The organism is Geobacillus sp. TFV-3 (assembly GCF_009901865.1).
GTDB lineage: Bacteria > Bacillota > Bacilli > Bacillales > Anoxybacillaceae > Geobacillus > Geobacillus thermoleovorans_A.
Genome location: NZ_MPSP01000001.1, coordinates 2926423 through 2947599 on the forward strand (window position 1 = coordinate 2926423; position 21177 = coordinate 2947599).

Below are 21177 nucleotides of genomic sequence, written 5' to 3' on the forward strand. Positions count from 1 at the left end.
ATTCGGCCAATGGTGGACGCTCAAGTGAAGGAAAAAACAACATTGGCATCATCTCTTCGTTGCGCCGCACTTTTTGTTCAACGACCGGTTTTCCAAAAAAAATCAGGCGCCGTTGGGCGCCTCGTCACAACCCTGCCGACCGCTGCAGCCGCTTGGCGATTTCGAAAAAGTCTTCAGCCGAAATCCCAGGGGCGAATTCTTCCGGCACTTCGTCCAAATCCGGGATCGCCCCCCCTTGGGGCGCTCCTTCGACCACCTCAAGCGGCTGCCCATCGCTCGGATGCGTGCCCTGCCAAATGCGGACGATTTCTTTGTAATAGCGATCGCTGAACGTATAAAGCCGTCGGTGGACGCCTTGATCCTCATACTTTCTCGCCTCGTCGAACACACGGTTATCCAACTTCGGGATCGGCAGCAGTTTCGTCACATCAACGCCCGTCGCGACTTCCAACGCCTTGGCATACGCCAAAATATGGACGCCCCCGCGCACAAGCAAGTAGCCGATCATCTCGCGGGCCGTAGGATGGTCGGTCATTTCATAGACGCGCATTTTATGGGTGCGCGCTCCACACTCAAGGAAGAAGTTATGAAGCAAATCCAAAATCAAGTTGCCGCTGTTGAACACATACTCCCCCGTCCACGCCTTCCCCATCGAATCGCCGGGAAACGCCGTCTGCGCCGTGGCAATAAAATGATACGTATTGCGCTTGTCTTTCGCTTCCTTCATCGGCGTTGTGTCCGGATCACCCGGATGGGTGGAGCCGGTCAAGCAAAGGTTGATCGCATTGGACACGAGCTCCACATGGCCGAACTCTTCGGCGGTGATGCTCGCCACCAACTCGTAAAACGGGCGTAGTTTCTTTTTTTGCCGAAAATTGAATGACTGAAACAAATAGTTGTTTAACGTGGACATTTCGCCAAAACGGCCGCCAAGCAACTCTTGAACAGCGGCAGCCGCATTGGGGTCCGCGTACTTCGGCTTCGGCAATTCGATCGCCAGCCGGTCGATCCGCTGAAACACCAACGCTCTTTTCCTCCTTTGCAATTAATTGCCGAGGCGAACAGAAACGACTTGCGCCAAGCGGATATAATAAACCGCCTGATGCGCCGAGATGACAATATGGTCCGGCTTCACATCCCTCACTGTTCCTTGGATCGAACCGCGGACTGTTTCCACCACCACTTCTTTGCCGTTCAAGCCTTGGAAAGCGTGGTACACATACGGGTCAACCAGGGCAATGAGCTGCGGCGGCGAAGCATAGGACGCGTAGGGCTGGTTCATTCTCATTTCCTCCCTTTTGATGCACTGAAGAAAATCCTCTTTTTATCCATATGCCGCCCGAGGAAAAACATGACACCGAAATGCGCCAACTCCGTTGCGTCTTCCTTTCGTCTTCTCCTGCTGAACGAATAGCAGGGGGGGCCCAAAAGGATCGGGACACCCTTTCTCATCACCATATATCGCCGCGAAACAATGAATCATGCGCAATATGTTGTATTTCGTTTGAGAAGAATGACGTTTTTGGGTCAGCCCCCGTTTCATAATACTTCAAGCCCTAGAAGGCTGATGAAAAACTCGTTTGTTTGCTCGAACCGACGGCAGTTGATCAGAAAAGGAGACAGATCTGACAAGGCTTCTCTAATTGCAAAAATATTAGGATGAGCCGCCCTTTTCATTCCATCACCAGCCTTCTAGAAAGGCGGTGAACATCAGTCATTTCCCTTGCATCAATGGTTCATACGCAAAGAGAAAAGCGGTTTTGATCATTGCCTTATTTCCTGCTAAACAATTGCTCGTCCGCGAACGAACGGTTCATGCCGCCAAAAAACGGCGGACTTTGGGCATCTTTTGCACAACGAAACGATCAAACAACCAAATCACAATCAATGACAATCCAAACAACGGCATCACAATCCCAGCAACGATCATGCCGCCCCACACCGTTTTCACCGCTTGCTGATCTTTGATGCGCGCGGGCGCCCCGAGCCCATCTTTCGGTTTGCGCTTGCGCCACATGACAAAGCCGCTGACGCCTAAAAAGACGAGACCGAGGCAAATCGCAAGGTTAAGCAGCTGGTTCAAAAGCCCAAACAACCGTCCTTCATGAAACGCAATGCCAATCGTAATCGCTTTGGCCAATGCGCCATAGTCGGAAAAGCGGACATCGCTCAGCACCCGGCCCGAATATTGGTCAATATGCAAAGTGGCGTTATCCCACGGCTTCGTCTTCGATGTCGCAACGGTAAACACCCCTTTCGGCCCTAGCGGCAGCGAAATCGTAAACGGCTTTTTCACCTTTTTCGCCTCCGCAATCCGATACACCTCATCGAGCGACAACGAAGCCGCCTTGCGCACGCGAACAGAAGGCACAGGCAGTTGTTCGGCCGCCCATGGCACGTCTTGCGCCACGTCTTTGGTGGCCACTTTCGATTCCGGCTTCGGTCCGAAGCTGAACGCAAACAGCGGATAACCGGTGTTTGTCGCCGTCGCCACGCGGTTGATGACCTCCCCCATGACCCCTGTCCACGGCATCCCCGTCACAATGAGCAACAGGATGCCGATGCTCAACCATATGCCTGTCACTGCATGCCAATCGCGCCAAGCCAACCGTTTTTTCGCCCGCCAGCGCGGCCAAAACGTCCCGAACACCGAGAATGACTGCCGCGGCCACCAGAGGTACAGGCCTGTGGCAAGCAAAATGAATCCCCAGCAAGCCGCCAGCTCCACAAAACGGTTGGCCGCCGTTCCGCCAATCAGCAGCTCGCTGTGGACTTTTTTCGCGATTTCCGTCCAATTCTCATCCGCGCGCAGCGTCCCCTGCACCTCCCCGGTATACGTATTGACAAAAGCGAACACCATTTCTCCTTTGTCCATCATCCCGACTTTCACGGTTCGATTTGCTTCGTTCTCAAGCGTCACGGAGACGATGGCATGATGCGGATATTTCTCTTTGACCCGTTCCGTCAGCTCGACGAGAGGCAGCTTCTTTTCCCCGAGCTTGTCCACCTCGTACAAATGGCCGTACAGAGCCGATTCGATTTGCGGCTTGAACAAATAGACGGCGCCGCTCAACGCTAAAATGATCAAAAAAGGCGCAAAGAGGATCCCGGCATAGAAATGCCATCTCCATACCGCCCCATACATCGGCTGCTGTTTTTCCGCCGCCTTCACCGTTTGTTCCACTGTTTTCCCCCTATTGTTTTTTCAGAAAAAGTATAGGAGAAAACTGTGTCCAAACGGTGAGCAATCGGCGAAAATGGTGTGAAATGAAACAGCCGGACAGACCGGTCCGCCTCGTCATCCAATCAACCCAAGACGCAGCGCTTTCGCCACCGCTTCCGTCCGATTTTTCGCGTGAAGCTTCCTTAAAGCGCTCGAAATATAGTCGCGCACCGTAAATTCGCTCAAATAAAGCTGACAGGCCGCTTCCAATGTCGAGGCTCCGTCCGCGAGCAGCTTCAACACCTCGATTTCTCTCGGCGACAACGATTCAACCATCGCTCCCGCTTCTTTTTTGGGCGCCTCGATCCATTTCAGCAGCAGCTCCCCCGCGCTTTGGCCAAATTTCATCAACGCCGGAAACAACCGACGGTCGATGGAGAAAAATCGCCCCGGCCCCCGATCAAGGACAACGCCGCCAATCATCCGCCCCTCTGTCGGCACATACACCGGAACGATCACCAGCGATGCCAAATCGAATGGCTCGACATATGCCTTTGGAAACTGTTCGCTCGCCCTCGGCACGTAAATCGGGCGAAAATGGCGAAACTCATGCACTTCCGCTTTCAATTTCCCCACGCTTTCTTTCAACATCGGAATGCTGTCCAATTCCACGCGCAGCCGCTGGATTTGCCTGTTGTCCACGCCATGCCCGTATAGACCGATGGCCGTGCTCTCCTGATTGACAAATTGAAACAGAGCGCACCGGCTGAAGGGGAGAAAATAGGAAAAACCAAAACAAATATGCGCTGCCGATTCCTCGAACGTCTGCGCCCGCAAAATCCATTCGTTGAACAAAATGACGGCATCTTTCCACAATGATTCTTTTTTCCACGCGGAATCGCCGCCAGTTTTGAATGATTGTTCATTCACTTCATACAGCAGCCATTCATTCCATTTGAAAAACAAATACCGCACGGCTGGGTGCAGCGCAGCAGCCGCTTGGGCATGCGCCTTCAACACTTGATGAACCGTATTTTCCATTAAATTCAGAGAAAAGATGATCATCTCCGGATGAAACGCCGCGATGCGCTCCAAATGCCCATCGGCTGAATGCCCGCCCCCATACGGCAACCATCGATGCTGAACGAATGCGCACAGGGTGGAAAAAACGTCTGTGGCCCGCGCATTCCGCTTGCCAAGCGCTTCGCCGATCCGCTTCCATTCCCGGTCCAATTCCGCCTCATACCTATGCAAGATGTCCGCCGCCTCCCGCAGCAAACGAAGCAAATGATCATTTAATTCCTTCGACATGCCCATCCTCCCCTCGCATCCCCGCTGGTTATCGACTACTTTGATCATCTACTTTCTTAATTCGCTCGGTCAATTCCTTCTTTTGCCCGTCAAGTTTGTCCAAGAGCACTTAAAAAATCCGACAAACATAGGGATTTAATGGAATGAATAATTGTCATAAAATTTGAACAGATTGGCTAAAGCGCTTACATCGCTTATCATTCAAAAAAAGGGGGAGGAGAAACGCCATGGAAATGGCAGCAAAACCGGTCATCATTGGGGGGCGCACGGCGAAAAAGCCATTGCTCGCCGCATTGTTGGGAGGGTTTTTGTTTCTTGGCGCTTTGCTGTCTATCTTTGGGCTGACAGGCGTCGCCTATGCCGTGCCGATCAGTGGAGTCGGCGAATTTACCGTTCAGTTCGACAAGCTGAACGGCACCGGGTTTAAAATGTACGGCGGAGTCGCAGAAGCTGGAAATGCATCGCAAACACCCGTATTTGTCAACGAAATCGAAAAAGCGACGATTCAAGGCCTTCGGATTTCAAAAGATTTTCCAGCGCTCGGCATCCGGGTCATCATTGTAGCCAGCGAGCCAGTGTCGATCGACGGGCTCGTGCAAAAAGCGACGCAAATTAACGGCAACATTTCCTTCGGCAGCTTGACGATGAAAGAAAGCTATGTCGGCGATGTGAGCAATCCGGTCGAAAAAGCCGCCAAAGAGTTCACCCAAGGGGCCGACAACATTACGATCGAAAACGGAGATTTGAAAACGGTCTATTTGTTCCAGCAAAAAGTCACCCTTCCAGGCATGAAAGTGTATTTTGAAAAACTCAATTAATAAAGGATGAGAGGCAGTGGACACGATCCGTTCGAACTGGCGGGCGTTCCGGCATTGGCAAAAACGACGCCCGTTTTGGGGGGCGACGTTTCTCCTATTGTCAAGCCTTGTCATTTTATGGATTCCGATGCAACTGTACGAAATTTCACTCGTCCCTGGAAGCATGGTCTTCGCTGGTTTTTTCCTCGGTGGCATGGTCTTGCTGATGGGCATTCTGGCCTATGCGATGCCGCGGTTGTCCACCTTGCTCGGCATCATTGGCATGTTCAGCGCGATTGTATCGATTATGGGCGCCTTGGGAGGCTTCTTGGTCGGCACGATTCTCGGCATCATCGGCGGGGCGCTTTGCATCGCTTGGCGGCCGCAATGGGCCGAAGCCGACGCGCCGATGGCGCATAGCGAGGCAGCCGCGGACAAAGAACCATCCGCTACGGCGGCTGACTAAAAAACAGGCCGGACGAGGCGAATCCTCACTCGTTCGGCCTTCTTTTTCTCCCTCCTTGCACGAACCTCCCTATGAGCCCCTTGTTTCGCGATCAGGAAGCCATAGCAGACAAACTGCACACATATACCTGTATGCATCATCACCTTAGAAGGCTGGAGAACGAAACCCGCAGTTGGCCGGTTCTTCGGCAAGATCGATGGAAGCGAAATGCATTTTTTCACCATCTATGTATCGTTAAGTCTCCCTTCTGACACGCGCTGTGCGAGATTCACGGAAGCACCTTTCGGACGGCAGGCGATAGGGCAACCAACGATGGTTCACTGCAAGGAAATGGCCAGGCATGGAAGCCGCATTTAAGCTCCCGCAAAAATAAAAACGACCGCCATTGCGGTCGCATCGACGGTTTTGCGATTTTCGATCCGAACCGTTCGGATGTTGGAAATGGAGACGGTGGGAGTCGAACCCACGTCCAGAGGCATCGCCACTTAAGCATCTACGAGCGTAGTCGGTATATTTCGCTTCGCCGTCCGTTCCGCCTACCGACAGGCCTCCCGGCGGCTAGCCTGATTCGTCTCTTCCCTCATCCTCAGGCGGCGGATTTGGGCGTAGCCCGCTCCATATGAGCCCCTCGAACACCACGCGGGCGATGGCGGGAGGAGCTAGCTGCAGCAATTAGGCAGCTAAAGCGTAGTTTTGTTTGCCAGTTATCTTTAGGTGACGTTTTTACGAGGACGTCCCCCTCGGCTCGCCGCTTAAGCTCGACCTACCCCTGTCGAATCCGGATCGTCCCCGCGGTGCGAAGAGATCGGAACAGCTTAAGCATCGGATAACTGGCTGTTGCAATTCTTATTATAGCATGGCTTTGCATATTTTCAACGGAAATGTTTTCTACAGTTTTTGCCGCTCGCGAAACGCCCGCTCGATTTCGCGCTGCGCTTCTTTCCGCTTCATGTCTTCACGCTTGTCGTATTTTTTCTTCCCTTTGGCCACCCCGAGCTCCACTTTGGCAAAGCCGTTTTTAATATACAATTTCAGCGGCACGAGCGTATACCCTTGCTCTTTCGTGTAGCCGATCAGCTTGTTGATTTCGCGCCGGTGCAAAAGAAGCTTTCTCGTCCGCAGCGGGTCATGGTTGTAGCGGTTGCCTTGTTCGTACGGGCTGATATGCATGTTATGGAGAAACACTTCCCCTTTTTCCACTTTGGCGAACGAATCTTTCAAGTTCACCCGGCCGTTGCGGATCGATTTGATTTCCGTCCCTTGCAACACAAGGCCGGCTTCATACGTCTCTTCGATGAAATAATCATGGTGCGCTTTTTTGTTTTGGGCGATTACTTTTCCTTCGCCTTTCGGCATCCGTTTTCCCCCTCCTCATCGTAGCGTTTCTTATTTTACCAAAAACGAAAAAGAAGGAAAAGCCGCCTATTCGGCTTTTCCTCACCGTTTTTTCTTTTTCTTCTTTTTCGCCTTCGCGCTGCGGTTTGACCCGCTTTGCGCTTTCGGCTCCGCCTTCGCTTTTCCTTTCTTTTGCTTTTTCCCTTCAATGACGACCGGAGCGGCTTTCGCTTTCGGCGGGCGGCGCCCTTTCATGCCGACGACTTCAAAATCGACGATCCGCTCGTCTTTGTTCACGTTGATGACGCGGACGGTGATTTCATCGCCGATGCGGTACATTTTTCCCGTCCGCTCGCCGATCATCGCATAGCTCCGTTCGTCATAGCGGTAGTAGTCATCGGTTAAGTAGCTGACGTGCACCAACCCTTCGATCGTGTTCGGCAGCTCAACGAACAAGCCGAAGTTCGTCACCGAGCTGATGATGCCATCAAATTCCATCCCGATTTTGTCTTCCATAAACTCGGTTTTCTTCAGATCGTCCGTCTCCCGCTCCGCCTCAACGGCGCGCCGCTCCATATCGGATGCATGCTCGGCAATCTCCGGCAGCTTTTCCGCCCATTTTTGCTGCGTATCCGGATCCATTTGCCCGTTGATCAAGTACGTCCGAATGAGACGGTGGACGATCAAGTCCGGATAGCGGCGGATCGGAGACGTAAAATGGGTGTAAAACTCGGTCGACAGGCCGTAATGGCCGAGGCTTTCCGCGTCATAGCGCGCCTGCTTCATTGACCGAAGCATGACGGTCGAGATTACCATTTCTTCCGGCTCGCCGCGCACCGCTTCGAGAATTTGCTGGAGGGCGCGCGGATGGATTTGGTTGCCCGTTCCTTTGACAACATAGCCGAAGTTCGTGATGAACTCCAAAAAGCGCTGCAGTTTTTCCGGCTTCGGATCCTCGTGAACACGATAAATAAATGGCACGTTCAACCAATGGAAATGCTCGGCCACCGTTTCGTTGGCCGCGAGCATAAACTCTTCAATCAACCGCTCGGCAACCGACCGCTCGCGCAAGACGACATCGTACGGTTTGCCGTTTTCGTCGACAAGCACTTTCGCTTCTTTAAAATCGAAATCGATCGCTCCACGCTTCATCCGCTTCGCCCGCAAAATGTCGGCAAGCTCAGCCATCAGCTCAAACATCGGCACAAGCGGCGCATATTGTTCCCGCAAGGCTTCGTCTTTGTCAACGAGAATTTTATTGACATCGGAATACGTCATCCGTTCCACCGTACGGATGACGCTTGGGAAAATGTCATGGCGTACCACTTCACCTTGCGGGGTGATCTCCATTTCGCACGAGAGCGTCAGCCGGTCGACTTTCGGATTGAGCGAGCAGATGCCGTTCGACAGCCGATGCGGAATCATCGGGATGACGCGGTCGACCAAATACACGCTCGTGCCGCGCTCGTACGCCTCGCGGTCGATCGGCGAGCCTTCCTCGACGTAGTAGCTGACATCAGCAATATGAACCCCGAGTTTGTAGTTGCCGTTCTCAAGCTTTGTCACCGTCACGGCGTCGTCCAAGTCTTTCGCATCTTCCCCGTCGATCGTCACGATCATTTCGCCGCGCAAATCGCGGCGCCCTTCCAAGTCTTTCTCCGTAATGACGTCCGGCACCCGGTTGGCATGCTCGATCACGTCTTCTGGAAATTGAAGCGGAAGGCCGTATTTATAAATGATCGCTAAAATGTCGACGCCCGGGTCGTTTTTATGGCCGAGAATTTGAACGACTTCCCCTTCAGCGCTCATTCGTCCTTCAGGGTATGAAGTGAGTCGGACGACGACTTTATGCCCTTCAACCGCCCCGTTCGCCGCGTTTTTCGGGATGAAAATGTCGTTGACGATCCGTTTGTCATCCGGGATGACAAAGCCGAAATATTTGCTTTCCGTGTACGTGCCGACGATTTCTTTCACCCCGCGCTCCACAATCCGGACGATCGTCCCTTCGCGGCGCGCCCCGGATGAATCGGCTTGGACGCGCACAAGCACCGTGTCCCCATGCATCGCGTTTTTCAACTCCGACGGCGGGATGAAAATATCGTCCATCCCCGGCTCCTCCGGCGCGACAAAGGCAAATCCCTTCGCATGGCCAATCACCTTGCCGCGCACGAGATTCATCCGCTCGGGAACGCCGTAGCGGTTGCTGCGCGTCCGAACGACAAGGCCCTCCTCTTCCATGGCCACAAGCGTTTTGACAAACTCCTTGAACCCATCGGCATCCTCGATGCCAAACGCTTCTTCCAGTTCTTCAACCGTGAGCGGCTTGTACGCCTCATCGCGCATAAACGTTAAAATTCGTTCGGCCAATGCGTGATCCATCAGCCATCCCCTCCTTTCTCCTTTACCAATCTAACGATTCAAGAAATGCATAAATATCTTCATGCAGTTGATCTTTTTCTTGATCAAGCGTAATCACATGGCCTGATTGCTCATACCACTTGATTTGTTTGACCGGCGATTCAATTTCGTTATAAATGATGTTCGCGCTGTCGGGATTGATCATCTCATCATGGCGCGCTTGGACGACGAACGTCGGCGCATAAACCAAATCAAGATGGCGGCGCACATCGGCGATGAGCTCTTGCAAGGCTTTCAACGTCTTCATCGGCGTCTGCTTGAACCGTTCCATTTCTTGTTCGATTTGCTCCTCTGATTTTCCTTCCCGCTTTTTATACTCGCGCGCATACTCAAGCACGCCTTCATACATCGTTTCCTCGCTTTTGATGTACATCGGCGCGCACATCGTCACAATCCCTTCTATAGGTACAGTGTAACCTAATTTCAATGAAAATACGCCTCCAAGCGACAACCCGGCCACGGCAATTTTTTCGTAGCCGTTGTTTTTCAAAAACTGATAGCCGTTCATGACGTCTTGCCACCAATCATCCGGCCCGGTGTGGACGAGCTCCTCAGGCGGCACGCCGTGCCCTTTGTAAATCGGGGCATGGCATGTGTAGCCTTTCGATTCCAAAAATCGCCCGAGCATCCGAACGTCAGCCGAGTTGCCGGTAAACCCGTGCAAAAGCAGCACCGCCCGCTCCCCGGCTTCAAAGAAAAACGGCTTCGGCGGAACAATTTTCATCATAAGCTCTCCTTCCTCTCTAGTGTGAAATAGAAAGGGCAGCCCTTCATTCTATGGACCGCCCCATGTTTGACTTATGATGGCTGTACGTACGTAACCAGGATCGTCAATACGAAAAACAAGACGGCCAACACGACCGTGACGCGCTGAAACACCGCATCGAGCCCGCGGGCCTTTTGTTTGCCGAACAGCTGCTCCGCACCGCCAGTGATCGCCCCCGACAGCCCAGCGCTGCGGCCCGACTGCAACAAGACAACGACGATCAGCGCGATCGACACAATGACAAGCAACGTCACAAGCAAGGCATGCATGCCTGACACCTCCAACGACCGACATTGCAATACTTTCACTATACCATAGATCGCCGTTGGCGGCAACTGGCGGGCCTGTCTCAACATGACAAAAGACACAAATTCACTTTTTGGTGAAACATGTGATCATTTTTAATCAATTTGTATATACCGTGTATATACATTTAAGAGCAGAGATGATAGAATGAATTCAAAACAAAACAACAGCGTGAAAAAGAAAGGCTATCCGTTTGAAGTGGATTTGCCAAAAGGAGGAATATTTCTAGAAGACGGCGGCGATCCCATCACAGGAGTCATTTTATCCGATCAAATCAAATCATTGGATTGGAAAGCCCGTCATCTAAAAATTTTAAAATACAATCGAGAAGATGCTCAAATAGAGGAAATCAACGAAATCATTGACGAATGCCTGGCTAAAATCGCCACGTATCTGACTTGATCTGATCGGCTTGGAGGCAGCGGAAGAATGGAACGTTGTTGAAGGAAAGGCTGCGTTTCCTATCTTTGCAAGACAGCTGAATCGCAGGGCGGAGAGCCAAAAAAATTTCCCGCCTCTACACCTTTACATAGATAGGGGAGCGTTTCATCCTCCATCCGCTTGACGCTCCATGCCTCGGGCGCGGTATGATCATTGTCGTCCGCAGCCAAAATACGTTACAATGAAAGCAAATCGGCAACGATTGGAGGGACTAAAAAATGGCAAGACCGGACGAACGAGTCGTCATCGCGATTGACGGCTATCAATTCAAACGGGCGCGGGAGGCGAAGGAAGGGAAAATTTTCGTCACCTCGCCGATCGGAGCGAACTTCACATTTGACGTCAACGTCATGCGGAAGCTGCTTGAGGCGATCGACCGCGACCCGGAGCTGGCGGAACAGTTCGGGCTTCCTGCGAAAGAAGCAAACGATTGAATCGATACATAGAAAAGGAACGGCCGTTAGGCACCGTTCCTTTTTTCGATTAGGCGCGCCCTTGCCACGCCGCCCGCCCGCGGCCGAACGGATCGTCTTCCACATGGCTTGCGGCGGAAAAGACGAACGCCGGCTTGCGCTCATTCGTATACGCCGGCCACTCTTCCGGCAAGTGATCGCCGTTTGGATTGCCCGTGCGGGCGAACGAAAGCCAAGCATAATGCATTTCGTTGGCGATCGCCTCGCGCTCCGGCCGATTCACCGAAAATCGTAATGTTGTCCGGATCGCCGCCAAACGCCTCAATGTTCTCTTTCACCCAGCGCAATGCCGCCACTTGGTCCAAAATGCCGAGATTCCCCGCTTGGGAGTAAGCTTCGCCAAACATATCGCCAAGATGCAAAAAGCCGAACACGTTCATCCGGTAGTTGATCGTCACGACGACGACATCGCCATGTTTCGCGAACGCCGTCCCGTCATACCACGGCGAAGAACCAGAGCCGAACAAAAAGGCGCCGCCGTGAATCCAAACGAGCACCGGCCGCTTCTTCCCATCGGCCGCCGGCGATCAAACGTTCAAGTACAGCCCATCTTCGCTCGGCGCCTCATTCATCCGCCCGAGCAATCCGCTGAAAATCGGATCCGACGTTATTATAGGTACAACTATTCCGTTAACTGGGTAAAAATTAGACTTTTTTCTACAAACTATGCCACTTGACTTTGTCTAATCATGAGACGTGGAGCGTTTTAATCTTCACTCGCAGCTTTCCTGAATGCATCGAGGCATCTTTATCACCGTCAGCCATTCCTTTTGCCCCCAATCAAAACAACAGGCGCCCCCTCCGTTGGGGACGCCTGTTTCCGTCATTTTTTCAAATTGTAAAACGAACGGATGCCTTGGTAAATCGCCGTATGGCCGAGTTCATCCTCGATGCGGAGCAGCTGGTTGTATTTCGCGACGCGGTCGGTGCGCGACGGCGCTCCGGTTTTGATTTGGCCGGCGTTCGTGGCGACGGCGATGTCGGCGATCGTGCTGTCTTCCGTTTCGCCGGAGCGGTGCGAGACAACGGCCGTATAGCCGGCGCGTTTCGCCATTTCGATGGCGTCAAACGTTTCGGTGAGCGTGCCGATTTGGTTCACTTTGATCAAAATCGAGTTCCCGACGCCTTTTTCAATGCCTTCGGCCAATTTTTTCGTGTTCGTCACAAACAAGTCGTCGCCGACAAGCTGCACTTTTTTGCCGAGCCGCTCGGTGAGCAGTTTATGCCCTTCCCAGTCGTTTTCATCGAGCCCGTCTTCGATCGAGATGATCGGGTATTTCGATACAAGTTCTTCATACCAAGCGACCATTTCTTCCGACGTTTTGACGACGCCTTCGCCTTCGAGATGATATTTGCCGTCTTCTTTGTTATAGAGCTCGGACGACGCGACGTCCATCGCCAGCATCACTTGTTCGCCCGGTTTGTAGCCCGCTTTTTCGATCGCTTCAATGATCGTTTGCAGCGCTTCTTCGTTCGATTTCAAGTTCGGGGCAAAGCCGCCTTCATCGCCGACCGCCGTGTTGTAGCCTTTCGCTTTCAACACCGCTTTTAAGCTGTGGAAAATTTCCGCCCCCATGCGCAGCGCTTCGCGGAAGCTTTCCGCGCCGACCGGCATGATCATAAATTCTTGAATGTCGACGTTGTTGTCGGCATGCGCGCCGCCGTTTAAAATGTTCATCATCGGCACCGGCAGCGTTTTGGCGTTAAAACCGCCCAAGTATTGGTACAATGGCAAACCAAGTTCATCCGCCGCTGCGCGCGCGACCGCAAGCGATACGCCTAAAATCGCATTCGCGCCAAGCTTGCTTTTGTTTTCCGTGCCGTCGAGTTCAATCAATTTGCGGTCGATCGCCACTTGGTCGGTCACTTCTAGGCCGATGATTTCCGGCGCGATGATTTCGTTCACGTTTTCGACCGCTTTTAACACCCCTTTGCCGAGGTAGCGGTGTTTGTCGCCGTCGCGCAGTTCGACCGCTTCATATTCCCCGGTCGAAGCGCCGCTCGGCACCAAAGCGCGGCCGAAGCCGCCGTCTTCCGTATACACTTCCACTTCCACCGTCGGATTGCCGCGCGAGTCAAGCACTTCGCGGGCGTAGACGTCAATAATCGCAGACATCAACATGCACTCCTTTTCCTTGTATCGTTGTTATTGGACAATGAGCGATTTTCCGGTCATTTCTTTCGGCTGCGGCAAACCGAGCAAATCAAGCATCGTCGGGGCCAAATCGCCCAAAATGCCCCCGTCTCTCAACTTGATGCCTTTTTTCGTCACGATGACCGGCACCGGATTGGTCGTATGCGCCGTTTGCGGCTTGCCGTCGGGCGTCAGCACTTCATCGGCGTTGCCGTGGTCGGCGGTGATGATGGCGACGCCGCCTTTTGCCAAAATGGCATCAACGACTTTGCCGAGGCATTCGTCGACCGCTTCGACCGCTTTGATCGTCGGTTCGAGCTTGCCGGAGTGGCCGACCATATCCGGGTTGGCGTAGTTCAAGATGATCGCATCGTACTTATCGGCTTCAATTTCCTTGAGCAAAGCATCTGTCACTTCATAGGCGCTCATTTCCGGTTTTAAGTCATACGTCGCTACTTTCGGCGAGTTGATTAAAATCCGATCTTCGCCGGGGAACTTCTCCTCGCGGCCGCCGCTCATGAAAAACGTCACGTGCGGGTATTTTTCCGTTTCCGCGATGCGCAGCTGGCGCAAGCCGTGCTGCGACAGCACTTCCCCGAGCGTGTTGTCAAGGTTCGTCGGCTTGAACGCCACGTATCCTTTCACCGTTTCGCTGAAGTGCGTCAAGCAGACGAAGAACAAATGCTTCGGATGTTTCGGGCCGCGGTCAAACTCGCGAAAATCTTCGTTCGTAAACGTGTTCGAAATTTGAATCGCACGGTCGGGGCGGAAGTTGTAGAAAATAATCGCGTCGTTGTCTTGGATCGTCGCCACCGGCGAGCCGTCTTCACGGACGATGACCGACGGCAGGACGAATTCGTCGTAAATGCCATGCTTGTACGAGTCCTCGATGCACTCGAGCGGATCCCGGTACGTCGGACCTTCCCCGTACACCATCGCCCGGTACGCCTTTTCGACCCGGTCCCAACGCTTGTCGCGATCCATCGAGTAGTAGCGGCCGGACAATGTCGCGATTTCGCCGACGCCGTACTCCTTGATTTTTTCTTGCAGCTCTTTGATGTATTGCGGAGCCGTTTGCGGGCCGACGTCACGGCCGTCCAAAAAGCCGTGGATGTACACGCGCTTGACGCCTTCTTTCGCCGCTAAGCGCAAGAGGGCGTACAAATGGTGAATATGGCTGTGCACGCCGCCGTCAGAAAGCAAACCGAACAAGTGAAGGCTCGTTCCGTGCTGCTTCACATGGTTCATCGCCGCCAAAAACGTTTCGTTCCGGTCAAACTCACCTTCGCGGATGGCGATGTTCACTCTCGTTAAGCTTTGGTACACAATGCGGCCGGCGCCGATGTTTAAATGCCCGACTTCCGAGTTGCCCATCTGTCCTTCCGGAAGTCCAACCGCCTCGCCGCACGCCTTGAGCGTTGTGTGTGGGTATTCGTTCCAATAGCGGTCGAAGTTCGGCTTGTTCGCTTGGGCGACCGCATTGCCGTACGTTTCGTCGCGCAGCGCAAACCCGTCCAAAATGATGAGAGCCACTGGTTGTTTACTCATGGCGGCCCGCCTCCACCAATTGCAAGAATGAAGCCGGCTCGAGGCTCGCTCCGCCGACTAAGGCGCCGTCGATATGTTCTTGCGCCAAAAAGTCGCGGATGTTGTCCGGTTTGACGCTGCCGCCGTATTGAATGCGGATCGCTTCCGCCGCTTCCCGGCCAAACAGGCGCGAGACGACCGCGCGAATATGGCCGCACACCTCGTTGGCGTCTTCCGCCGTCGACGATTTGCCCGTTCCGATCGCCCAAATCGGTTCGTAAGCGATGACCGCTTCCTTCACTTGATCGGGCGTCAAGCCGGCGAGCGCTTTTTCCACTTGCAACGCGACAACGGCGTTCGTCTGCCCGGCTTCCCGCTCCTCGATCGTTTCCCCGCAACAAACGATCGGCGTCAAGCCGCGGGTGAAGGCGGCCAACACTTTTTTGTTCACAGTCTCATCTGTTTCGGCGAACATTTGCCGGCGCTCCGAATGGCCGAGGATGACGTACGTGACGCCGAGATCTTTGAGCATGACCGGGCTCACTTCGCCGGTGTACGCCCCTTGGTCGGCAAAATGCATGTTTTGCGCCCCGATTTTTAAATCCGTTCCTGTTGCCGCTTGCACCAACCGATCCAAAAAGAGAAACGGCGCGCAAACGACACAATCGACTTCGTCCGCCGGCGGCACGTGCCCTTTTACTTCCTCGACAAATTGAACAGCTTCCGCCAATGTTTTATGCATTTTCCAGTTGCCTGCAATGATGCGTTTTCTCATCGTTCACCCTTCCTTTCAATCGGCGGCATCAGCCGCCATGCGCCCAATCCGACGCCGTGGGTCATTTGTCTTGCAGCGCGACAACCCCTGGCAGCTGTTTCCCTTCCATAAATTCGAGCGACGCACCGCCGCCGGTGGAGATATGATCCATTTTGTCGGCTAAGCCGAATTTCTCAACCGCCGCCGCCGAATCGCCGCCGCCGATGACCGAATAAGTGTCGGGCGCTTCCGCCAACGCTTGTGCGACCGCTCTTGTCCCATGGGCGAACGCCTCCATTTCAAAGACGCCCATCGGGCCGTTCCAGACGACGAGCTTCGATTGACGAATGACATCGCGGTACAATTCGCGCGTTTTCGGGCCGATGTCAAGCGCCTCCCAGTCGCCCGGAATGGCGTCAATCGGCACGACTTTTGTATTGGCGTCGTTCGCAAACCGGTCGGCGACGACGACGTCCACGGGCATATAAAAACGGACGCCTTTTTCTTTCGCCTTTTCCATAAACGATTTGGCGAGTTCGATTTTGTCCTCCTCAAGCAGCGACTTACCGACATCATGGCCGAGCGCTTTCACAAACGTGTACGCCAGCCCGCCGCCGATGATCAAGTTATCGACTTTTTCAAGCAAATTGTCGATGACGCCGATTTTGTCTTTCACTTTCGCGCCGCCGATGATGGCCGTAAACGGGCGGTCCGGATTCGAGAGCGCTTTGCCGAGCACTTCGAGTTCTTTTTCCATCAAAAACCCGGCCACCGCAGGCAAGTAATGGGCGATGCCTTCCGTCGACGCATGAGCGCGGTGGGCGGCGCCGAACGCATCGTTGACATACAGATCCGCGAGCTCCGCAAACGCTTTGGCCAGCTCTGGATCGTTTTTCTCTTCGCCAGGGTAAAAACGGACGTTCTCAAGCAAGAGCACGTCGCCTTCGTTCAAACGGGCGACCGCCGCTTTCACTTCATCGCCGACCGCTTCATTCGTTTTCGCGACCGGCCGTTCAAGCAGCTCGCCGAGCCGCTTCGCAACGGCATCCAAGCGCAATTCTTCGACCACTTTTCCTTTTGGACGGCCGAGGTGGCTCGCCAAAATGACTTTCGCCCCGTGCTCGATCAAATAGCGGATCGTCGGCAGCGCCGCGCGGATGCGCGTATCATCAGTGATCGCGCCTTCTTCCATCGGAACGTTGAAATCGACGCGGCAAAAGACGCGCTTTCCCCTCACCTCAACGTCGCGGATCGTCTTCTTGTTCATCGTTCGTGCCCCCTTTTGGCTGCAGTTTCGACAAAGGAAAAGGAGTGGGGATCATTTCCCCGCTCCCCTCCATTTCCCTATTATAGACTTGAACGGATGGAAAACTCAACGCCAAGCTAGTTTTACAGCCCTTTCGAGGCGATGTAGGCAGCCAAGTCGACGACGCGGTGCGAGTAGCCCGTTTCATTGTCATACCACGAAACGACTTTCACCATTTTGCCTTCAATGACCATCGTCGAAAGCGCATCGATCGTCGACGAAGCCGGGTTGCCGTTGTAGTCGCGTGACACAAGCGGTTCTTCGCTGTAAGCCAAAATGCCTTTCAGTTCACCTTCCGCCGCGGCTTTCAACGCGGCATTCACTTCTTCGACCGTCACTTCTTTTTCCAGCTCCGCCACCAAGTCGACAACCGATACGTTCGGCGTCGGCACACGCATTGCCATGCCATTCAATTTGCCTTTCAATTCAGGCAGGACAAGCGCAACAGCTTTCGCCGCCCCGGTCGTCGTCGGGATGATCGATTCCGCCGCCGCCCGTGCCCGGCGCAAGTCTTTATGCGGCAAGTCCAAAATTTGTTGGTCGTTCGTGTACGAGTGAACCGTCGTCATCATGCCGCGGACGATGCCGAATTTTTCGTGCAGCACTTTGGCAAACGGCGCCAAGCAGTTCGTCGTGCACGACGCGTTCGAAATGACATGGTGGCTTTTCGGGTCGTATTTGTCATGGTTGACGCCCATGACGATCGTAATATCTTCGTTTTTCGCCGGAGCGGAAATGATCACTTTTTTCGCGCCGGCTTCCAAGTGTTTCGCCGCATCTTCCCGTTTTGTGAAGCGGCCGGTCGACTCGACGACGATCTCAACGCCGATTTCGCCCCACGCCAAATTCGCCGGGTCGCGTTCCGCTTTGACGATGATTTCTTTGCCGTTGACGACCAAGTTGTTGCCGTTCACCGACACTTCCGCGTCAAGCTGGCCATGGACGGAGTCGTATTTCAACAAATGCGCCAGCGTATTCGCATCCGTTAAATCGTTCACCGCCACCACTTCAATGTCCGGGTTTTTCAATGCCGCGCGGAACACGTTGCGCCCGATGCGGCCAAATCCGTTGATCCCGATTTTTACTGCCATCGTTGTTTCCTCCTTATGATTTGGATTGTATCGGCAAGGGACTTGACTCCCCTACTAACGCTTTCGCGGCGCCTTCGTCCGTCACCAACAGCGAACGGGGGGCCTGCTTCATGTAGGCGCGAATGGCTTTCGCTTTCGACGCCCCTCCGGCGACGGCGATGACATGTTCGACATGCGGGAGGTGTTCGAGTTGAATGCCGACCGTTTTCACCTTATGGACAACGTCGCCGCGTTCGTTGAAATAATAGCCGAACGCCTCGGCGACCGCATGGCGGGCGATGATGTTCTCCATCTCTGCAGGCGGCGTCTTCCGCCGCTTCGCCATCGTCACCGCTTCGCCGATGCCGTGGACGACCATGCGGCACGATTGGATGAGCTCAAGCACTTCCTTCACCGCCGGTTCTTCGACGAGCGACGCGTACGCTTCATCGCTTAAGTGATCGGGCACGTGGAGCAAGCGATAGCGGCCCATCGCTTTTTCCGCCATCTTGGCGCAAATCGTGTTCGCCTGGTTCCCGACATCCTCGCCGAGGCCGCCGCGCGCCGGTACGAACAACACATCGCGAATCTTCGAATCCGGCGTCATCATCTCCGCAACCGCCGCCATCGTCGTGCCGCCAGCCACGGCAACGATGTCCCCGGGTTCAAGCAGTTCCTTCATGCAGGCAACACACGCTCTTCCCATTTCTTTTTTTACCCATGGGAAACGATCGCTATCCCCGGCGACGACAATCACGCGCGGAATGCCGAGCTTTCGCTGCAGCGCGGATTCCAGCTCTTTGAGCCCGAGCGCTTCCCGCATCAAATCATTGAGCGCATGAAGGAGCTCTTGGCCTTCCTCCGTCAGCCGCATGCCCGACACATCGGCGGAGAGCAAGTTTTGCCCTTTCAAAAACTCCGTTTCCGACCGGAGCACCCGCTCGCTCATGCCGAGGCTCGCCGCCAGCGCCCGCCGTCCGATCGGCGCCATGAGCGAAATGGAATGCAAGATTTCGTATCGCTTTTGCATAACGTCAAGAAAGTCGGGCGATAATTTTTTTAATGCCTCTAATAACGATTGCATCGATCCTTCTCCTCAGCGGAACATAGGGACATTTTTTGTCCCGGTATGACATATTATGTCCCACAAGTCGATAAAAAATTCCTCCCGCGTCAATTTCATTATAGCAGGAGGAAACAAACGGTTCAACTTTTTCGCGCCTGCCGCAACCGCTTTCTTATCGTTTCTTTTTCAATCATCCCGTATCCGATTTCTTCGCCGTCCAGCTCGACGACCGGAATCATCAATTGGTATTTCTCAAGAAGCGCATCGTCTTGGTAAATGTCGATTTCTTCCATTGTAAACGGATCATCCGCCTGCAGTTCTGCCAAAACCGCTTTTGCTTTGTCGCAAAGCGGGCAGTTTGTTTTCGTGTACAACCGAATGTGCATCACGTTCTCCCTTTCCTTCACCGTCCGCATCAAGCTCCGGTATATTGCTTTCGCTTCGCCGAAGAGGGAATGCGCAGCTGCTCGCGGTATTTGGCGACCGTACGGCGTGAAATGGCGATGTGGTGCCGGTCGCGAAGCAACTCGGCGAGCTGCTGGTCGGAAAGCGGCGCCCGCCGGTCTTCCGCCGCGATCAGCTCTTGGATGATCGCTTTCACCTGGGTCGAGGAAGCCGCCTCGTCTGTTGCAAGGACTGTAGCCGCGCTCGAAAAAAAGCGGCGCAGCTCGATCGTGCCAAACGGCGTTTGCACATATTTATGACGCACCGCGCGGCTCACCGTCGATTCATGCACCCCAAGCTCCTCGGCCACCTCGCGCATCGTCATCGGTTTGAGCGCGGAAAGCCCGAACTCCAAACACAGACGCTGGCGCTCTACGATAACCGCCATAAGCTGAAGCAACGTCTGCTTTCGCTGCTCGAGGCTTTTCGCGAGCCACGTAAACTGCCGGTATTTTTCCTTGATAAACTGTTCGGCATGCCGGTCGCCGGATGCGGCAATGCGCCGCTCGTACTCCCGGTTCCATCCGAGCTCCGGATGGATGTCATCGTTGTAGGCGACCATCCAGTCCCCATCCGCTCCCCGGGTGACGATGACATCCGGCACAACGAAAGGCGGTGTGTCGCTCGAATAGTGAATGCCCGGACGCGGTTCGAGCGAGCGGATGAACTCGAAGACGCGCTGCAGTTCGCCAAGGCCGACGCCAAGCTGCTTGGCCAACGTTTTCCACGACTTTTCCGCAAAGGGAACAAAATGGTCGCGGACGATCGTTTCCGCCAGCTCGTCGCGCTCCGGAAGACGCTCAAGCTGCAACAAAAGGCATTCCGCCAAATCACGGGCGCCGACTCCCGGCGGGTCGAACGACTGGACAAGGCGCAGCCCCCGCTCCATCTCTTGTTCCGATGCGGAAAACCGCGCCGCCAGCTCTGCAAGCGGCACGCGCAAATAGCCGTCCTCATCGAGCGAGGCAATGAGATAGCGGACGATGCGATCTTCCCGATCGGCCAGCTTCAACGAAGGCAGCTGAGAAAGCAAATGGCCAGCAAGCGTCTCTGCGCGGGCGCCGATGTTCTCAAGCCACTGCTTTTGGTCCCGTTTCGCCCGATTGGACCGCTGCCGCACCCGGCTGCGGCGAATTTCCAAAAACGGGTTTTCCAACGACCGTTCATATAAAAACGCTTCCAAATCGACCGCGGAATACTGCAACAGTTCAATCGCCTGCACAAGCTCCTTTGTCAGCGACAACTGCAGCCGCTGCTCTTGCCATAACTCCGCCCTCATCGTCACGCCTCCTTTCTTTCTATTGTACACGACGGCGGGGATGGGGGGTAGGAGAAATTTTTGACGGTGCTTCCGAGATGGTGAAGCTTGGCCGTGCAATGTCGCTCCGAAAAAAAAACGA

General features: G+C 54.1%; 20 protein-coding genes, 1 other RNA gene and 1 pseudogene. 4 read left to right on the forward strand and 18 right to left on the reverse strand.

The features are described from left to right. Positions 1–124: 124 nt before the first annotated feature. From BJQ97_RS14940 to BJQ97_RS14955, 4 genes are all read right to left on the reverse strand, one after another. A complete protein-coding gene (locus tag BJQ97_RS14940; protein ID WP_407066460.1) occupies positions 125–1021 on the reverse strand; it encodes a manganese catalase family protein in 897 nt (298 codons plus the stop codon). Between the two features lie 24 nt (positions 1022–1045). Continuing rightward, the gene (locus tag BJQ97_RS14945) at positions 1046–1282 is read right to left on the reverse strand and encodes a YuzF family protein (protein ID WP_160157171.1); all 237 of its coding nucleotides are present in this window, start codon (positions 1280–1282) and stop codon (positions 1046–1048) included. A gap of 531 nt (positions 1283–1813) precedes the next feature. Further along, positions 1814–3184, reverse strand: a complete 1371-nt coding sequence (locus BJQ97_RS14950) for a PepSY-associated TM helix domain-containing protein (RefSeq protein WP_160157172.1) — start codon at positions 3182–3184, stop codon at positions 1814–1816. 114 nt (positions 3185–3298) lie between these two features. Beyond that, positions 3299–4474, reverse strand: coding sequence for a helix-turn-helix domain-containing protein (locus BJQ97_RS14955; RefSeq protein WP_160157173.1), 1176 nt, complete (start codon positions 4472–4474; stop codon positions 3299–3301). Positions 4475–4701: 227 nt separating this feature from the next. Between BJQ97_RS14955 and BJQ97_RS14960 the strand changes: the two genes are divergently transcribed. Further along, positions 4702–5292 (forward strand): DUF6230 family protein, encoded by a 591-nt coding sequence (locus tag BJQ97_RS14960; RefSeq protein WP_160157174.1) that lies wholly within the window; start codon positions 4702–4704, stop codon positions 5290–5292. A gap of 16 nt (positions 5293–5308) precedes the next feature. Continuing rightward, a complete protein-coding gene (locus BJQ97_RS14965; protein WP_160157175.1) occupies positions 5309–5737 on the forward strand; it encodes a DUF6114 domain-containing protein in 429 nt (142 codons plus the stop codon). 439 nt (positions 5738–6176) lie between these two features. On the opposite strand, the gene ssrA is transcribed toward BJQ97_RS14965, so the two are convergent. From ssrA to secG, 5 genes are all read right to left on the reverse strand, one after another. Then, positions 6177–6528, reverse strand: a transfer-messenger RNA (tmRNA) gene (gene ssrA / locus BJQ97_RS14970). A 97-nt stretch (positions 6529–6625) separates the two neighbouring features. Further along, a complete protein-coding gene (smpB, locus tag BJQ97_RS14975) occupies positions 6626–7093 on the reverse strand; it encodes an SsrA-binding protein SmpB (protein WP_013144268.1) in 468 nt (155 codons plus the stop codon). A gap of 81 nt (positions 7094–7174) precedes the next feature. Then, the gene (gene rnr / locus BJQ97_RS14980) at positions 7175–9451 is read right to left on the reverse strand and encodes a ribonuclease R (protein ID WP_160157176.1); all 2277 of its coding nucleotides are present in this window, start codon (positions 9449–9451) and stop codon (positions 7175–7177) included. A 22-nt stretch (positions 9452–9473) separates the two neighbouring features. Next, the gene (estA, locus tag BJQ97_RS14985) at positions 9474–10214 is read right to left on the reverse strand and encodes a carboxylesterase (protein WP_044732583.1); all 741 of its coding nucleotides are present in this window, start codon (positions 10212–10214) and stop codon (positions 9474–9476) included. Between the two features lie 74 nt (positions 10215–10288). Next, the gene (gene secG / locus BJQ97_RS14990) at positions 10289–10525 is read right to left on the reverse strand and encodes a preprotein translocase subunit SecG (protein ID WP_160157177.1); all 237 of its coding nucleotides are present in this window, start codon (positions 10523–10525) and stop codon (positions 10289–10291) included. 184 nt (positions 10526–10709) lie between these two features. Here secG and BJQ97_RS14995 point away from each other — a divergent pair, with 184 nt between their 5' ends. Together BJQ97_RS14995 and BJQ97_RS15000 are read left to right on the forward strand one after the other, a co-directional pair. Further along, complete coding sequence (locus tag BJQ97_RS14995; protein ID WP_236567286.1) at positions 10710–10964, forward strand: toxin-antitoxin system, addiction module toxin component MazF; 255 nt, start codon at positions 10710–10712, stop codon at positions 10962–10964. Positions 10965–11221: 257 nt separating this feature from the next. Continuing rightward, a complete protein-coding gene (locus BJQ97_RS15000) occupies positions 11222–11437 on the forward strand; it encodes a hypothetical protein (RefSeq protein WP_044733314.1) in 216 nt (71 codons plus the stop codon). 49 nt (positions 11438–11486) lie between these two features. On the opposite strand, the pseudogene BJQ97_RS18100 reads toward BJQ97_RS15000, so the two are convergent. From BJQ97_RS18100 to rpoN, 9 genes and pseudogenes are all read right to left on the reverse strand, one after another. Further along, positions 11487–12081 (reverse strand): annotated as a pseudogene (locus BJQ97_RS18100) (carboxylesterase family protein); the annotation flags it as partial. Positions 12082–12299: 218 nt separating this feature from the next. Beyond that, positions 12300–13592 (reverse strand): phosphopyruvate hydratase, encoded by a 1293-nt coding sequence (gene eno, locus BJQ97_RS17470; RefSeq protein WP_201451704.1) that lies wholly within the window; start codon positions 13590–13592, stop codon positions 12300–12302. A 30-nt stretch (positions 13593–13622) separates the two neighbouring features. After that, positions 13623–15158 carry a 2,3-bisphosphoglycerate-independent phosphoglycerate mutase gene (gene gpmI / locus BJQ97_RS17475; RefSeq protein WP_201451705.1) on the reverse strand — a complete coding sequence of 512 codons (1536 nt, stop codon included), beginning with the start codon at positions 15156–15158 and terminating at the stop codon, positions 13623–13625. Then, positions 15151–15912, reverse strand: a complete 762-nt coding sequence (gene tpiA / locus BJQ97_RS15015; protein WP_160157178.1) for a triose-phosphate isomerase — start codon at positions 15910–15912, stop codon at positions 15151–15153. The genes gpmI and tpiA overlap by 8 nt, the downstream gene beginning before the upstream one ends. A 61-nt stretch (positions 15913–15973) precedes the next feature. Beyond that, positions 15974–17158 carry a phosphoglycerate kinase gene (locus BJQ97_RS15020; RefSeq protein WP_160157179.1) on the reverse strand — a complete coding sequence of 395 codons (1185 nt, stop codon included), beginning with the start codon at positions 17156–17158 and terminating at the stop codon, positions 15974–15976. A gap of 122 nt (positions 17159–17280) precedes the next feature. Beyond that, a complete protein-coding gene (gene gap / locus BJQ97_RS15025) occupies positions 17281–18288 on the reverse strand; it encodes a type I glyceraldehyde-3-phosphate dehydrogenase (protein ID WP_044732591.1) in 1008 nt (335 codons plus the stop codon). Positions 18289–18301: 13 nt separating this feature from the next. After that, the gene (locus BJQ97_RS15030) at positions 18302–19351 is read right to left on the reverse strand and encodes a sugar-binding transcriptional regulator (RefSeq protein ID WP_160157180.1); all 1050 of its coding nucleotides are present in this window, start codon (positions 19349–19351) and stop codon (positions 18302–18304) included. 122 nt (positions 19352–19473) lie between these two features. After that, positions 19474–19719, reverse strand: a complete 246-nt coding sequence (locus tag BJQ97_RS15035; protein WP_041468558.1) for a glutaredoxin family protein — start codon at positions 19717–19719, stop codon at positions 19474–19476. Between the two features lie 29 nt (positions 19720–19748). After that, complete coding sequence (gene rpoN, locus BJQ97_RS15040) at positions 19749–21056, reverse strand: RNA polymerase factor sigma-54 (protein ID WP_160157181.1); 1308 nt, start codon at positions 21054–21056, stop codon at positions 19749–19751. Between the last annotated feature and the right edge of the window lie 121 nt (positions 21057–21177).

What these genes read in the sequence shown, in the direction of transcription:
- BJQ97_RS14945 (WP_160157171.1), bottom strand. Translation starts at nt 1,282, where the DNA reads ATGAACCAGCCCTACGCGTCCTATGCTTCGCCGCCGCAGCTCATTGCC.
- BJQ97_RS14955 (WP_160157173.1), bottom strand. Translation starts at nt 4,474, where the DNA reads ATGTCGAAGGAATTAAATGATCATTTGCTTCGTTTGCTGCGGGAGGCG.
- BJQ97_RS14960 (WP_160157174.1), top strand. Translation starts at nt 4,702, where the DNA reads ATGGAAATGGCAGCAAAACCGGTCATCATTGGGGGGCGCACGGCGAAA.
- smpB (WP_013144268.1), bottom strand. Translation starts at nt 7,093, where the DNA reads ATGCCGAAAGGCGAAGGAAAAGTAATCGCCCAAAACAAAAAAGCGCAC.
- rnr (WP_160157176.1), bottom strand. Translation starts at nt 9,451, where the DNA reads ATGGATCACGCATTGGCCGAACGAATTTTAACGTTTATGCGCGATGAG.
- estA (WP_044732583.1), bottom strand. Translation starts at nt 10,214, where the DNA reads ATGAAAATTGTTCCGCCGAAGCCGTTTTTCTTTGAAGCCGGGGAGCGG.
- secG (WP_160157177.1), bottom strand. Translation starts at nt 10,525, where the DNA reads ATGCATGCCTTGCTTGTGACGTTGCTTGTCATTGTGTCGATCGCGCTG.
- BJQ97_RS14995 (WP_236567286.1), top strand. Translation starts at nt 10,710, where the DNA reads ATGAATTCAAAACAAAACAACAGCGTGAAAAAGAAAGGCTATCCGTTT.
- BJQ97_RS15000 (WP_044733314.1), top strand. Translation starts at nt 11,222, where the DNA reads ATGGCAAGACCGGACGAACGAGTCGTCATCGCGATTGACGGCTATCAA.
- eno (WP_201451704.1), bottom strand. Translation starts at nt 13,592, where the DNA reads ATGTCTGCGATTATTGACGTCTACGCCCGCGAAGTGCTTGACTCGCGC.
- gpmI (WP_201451705.1), bottom strand. Translation starts at nt 15,158, where the DNA reads ATGAGTAAACAACCAGTGGCTCTCATCATTTTGGACGGGTTTGCGCTG.
- tpiA (WP_160157178.1), bottom strand. Translation starts at nt 15,912, where the DNA reads ATGAGAAAACGCATCATTGCAGGCAACTGGAAAATGCATAAAACATTG.
- BJQ97_RS15020 (WP_160157179.1), bottom strand. Translation starts at nt 17,158, where the DNA reads ATGAACAAGAAGACGATCCGCGACGTTGAGGTGAGGGGAAAGCGCGTC.
- gap (WP_044732591.1), bottom strand. Translation starts at nt 18,288, where the DNA reads ATGGCAGTAAAAATCGGGATCAACGGATTTGGCCGCATCGGGCGCAAC.
- BJQ97_RS15030 (WP_160157180.1), bottom strand. Translation starts at nt 19,351, where the DNA reads ATGCAATCGTTATTAGAGGCATTAAAAAAATTATCGCCCGACTTTCTT.
- BJQ97_RS15035 (WP_041468558.1), bottom strand. Translation starts at nt 19,719, where the DNA reads ATGCACATTCGGTTGTACACGAAAACAAACTGCCCGCTTTGCGACAAA.
- rpoN (WP_160157181.1), bottom strand. Translation starts at nt 21,056, where the DNA reads ATGAGGGCGGAGTTATGGCAAGAGCAGCGGCTGCAGTTGTCGCTGACA.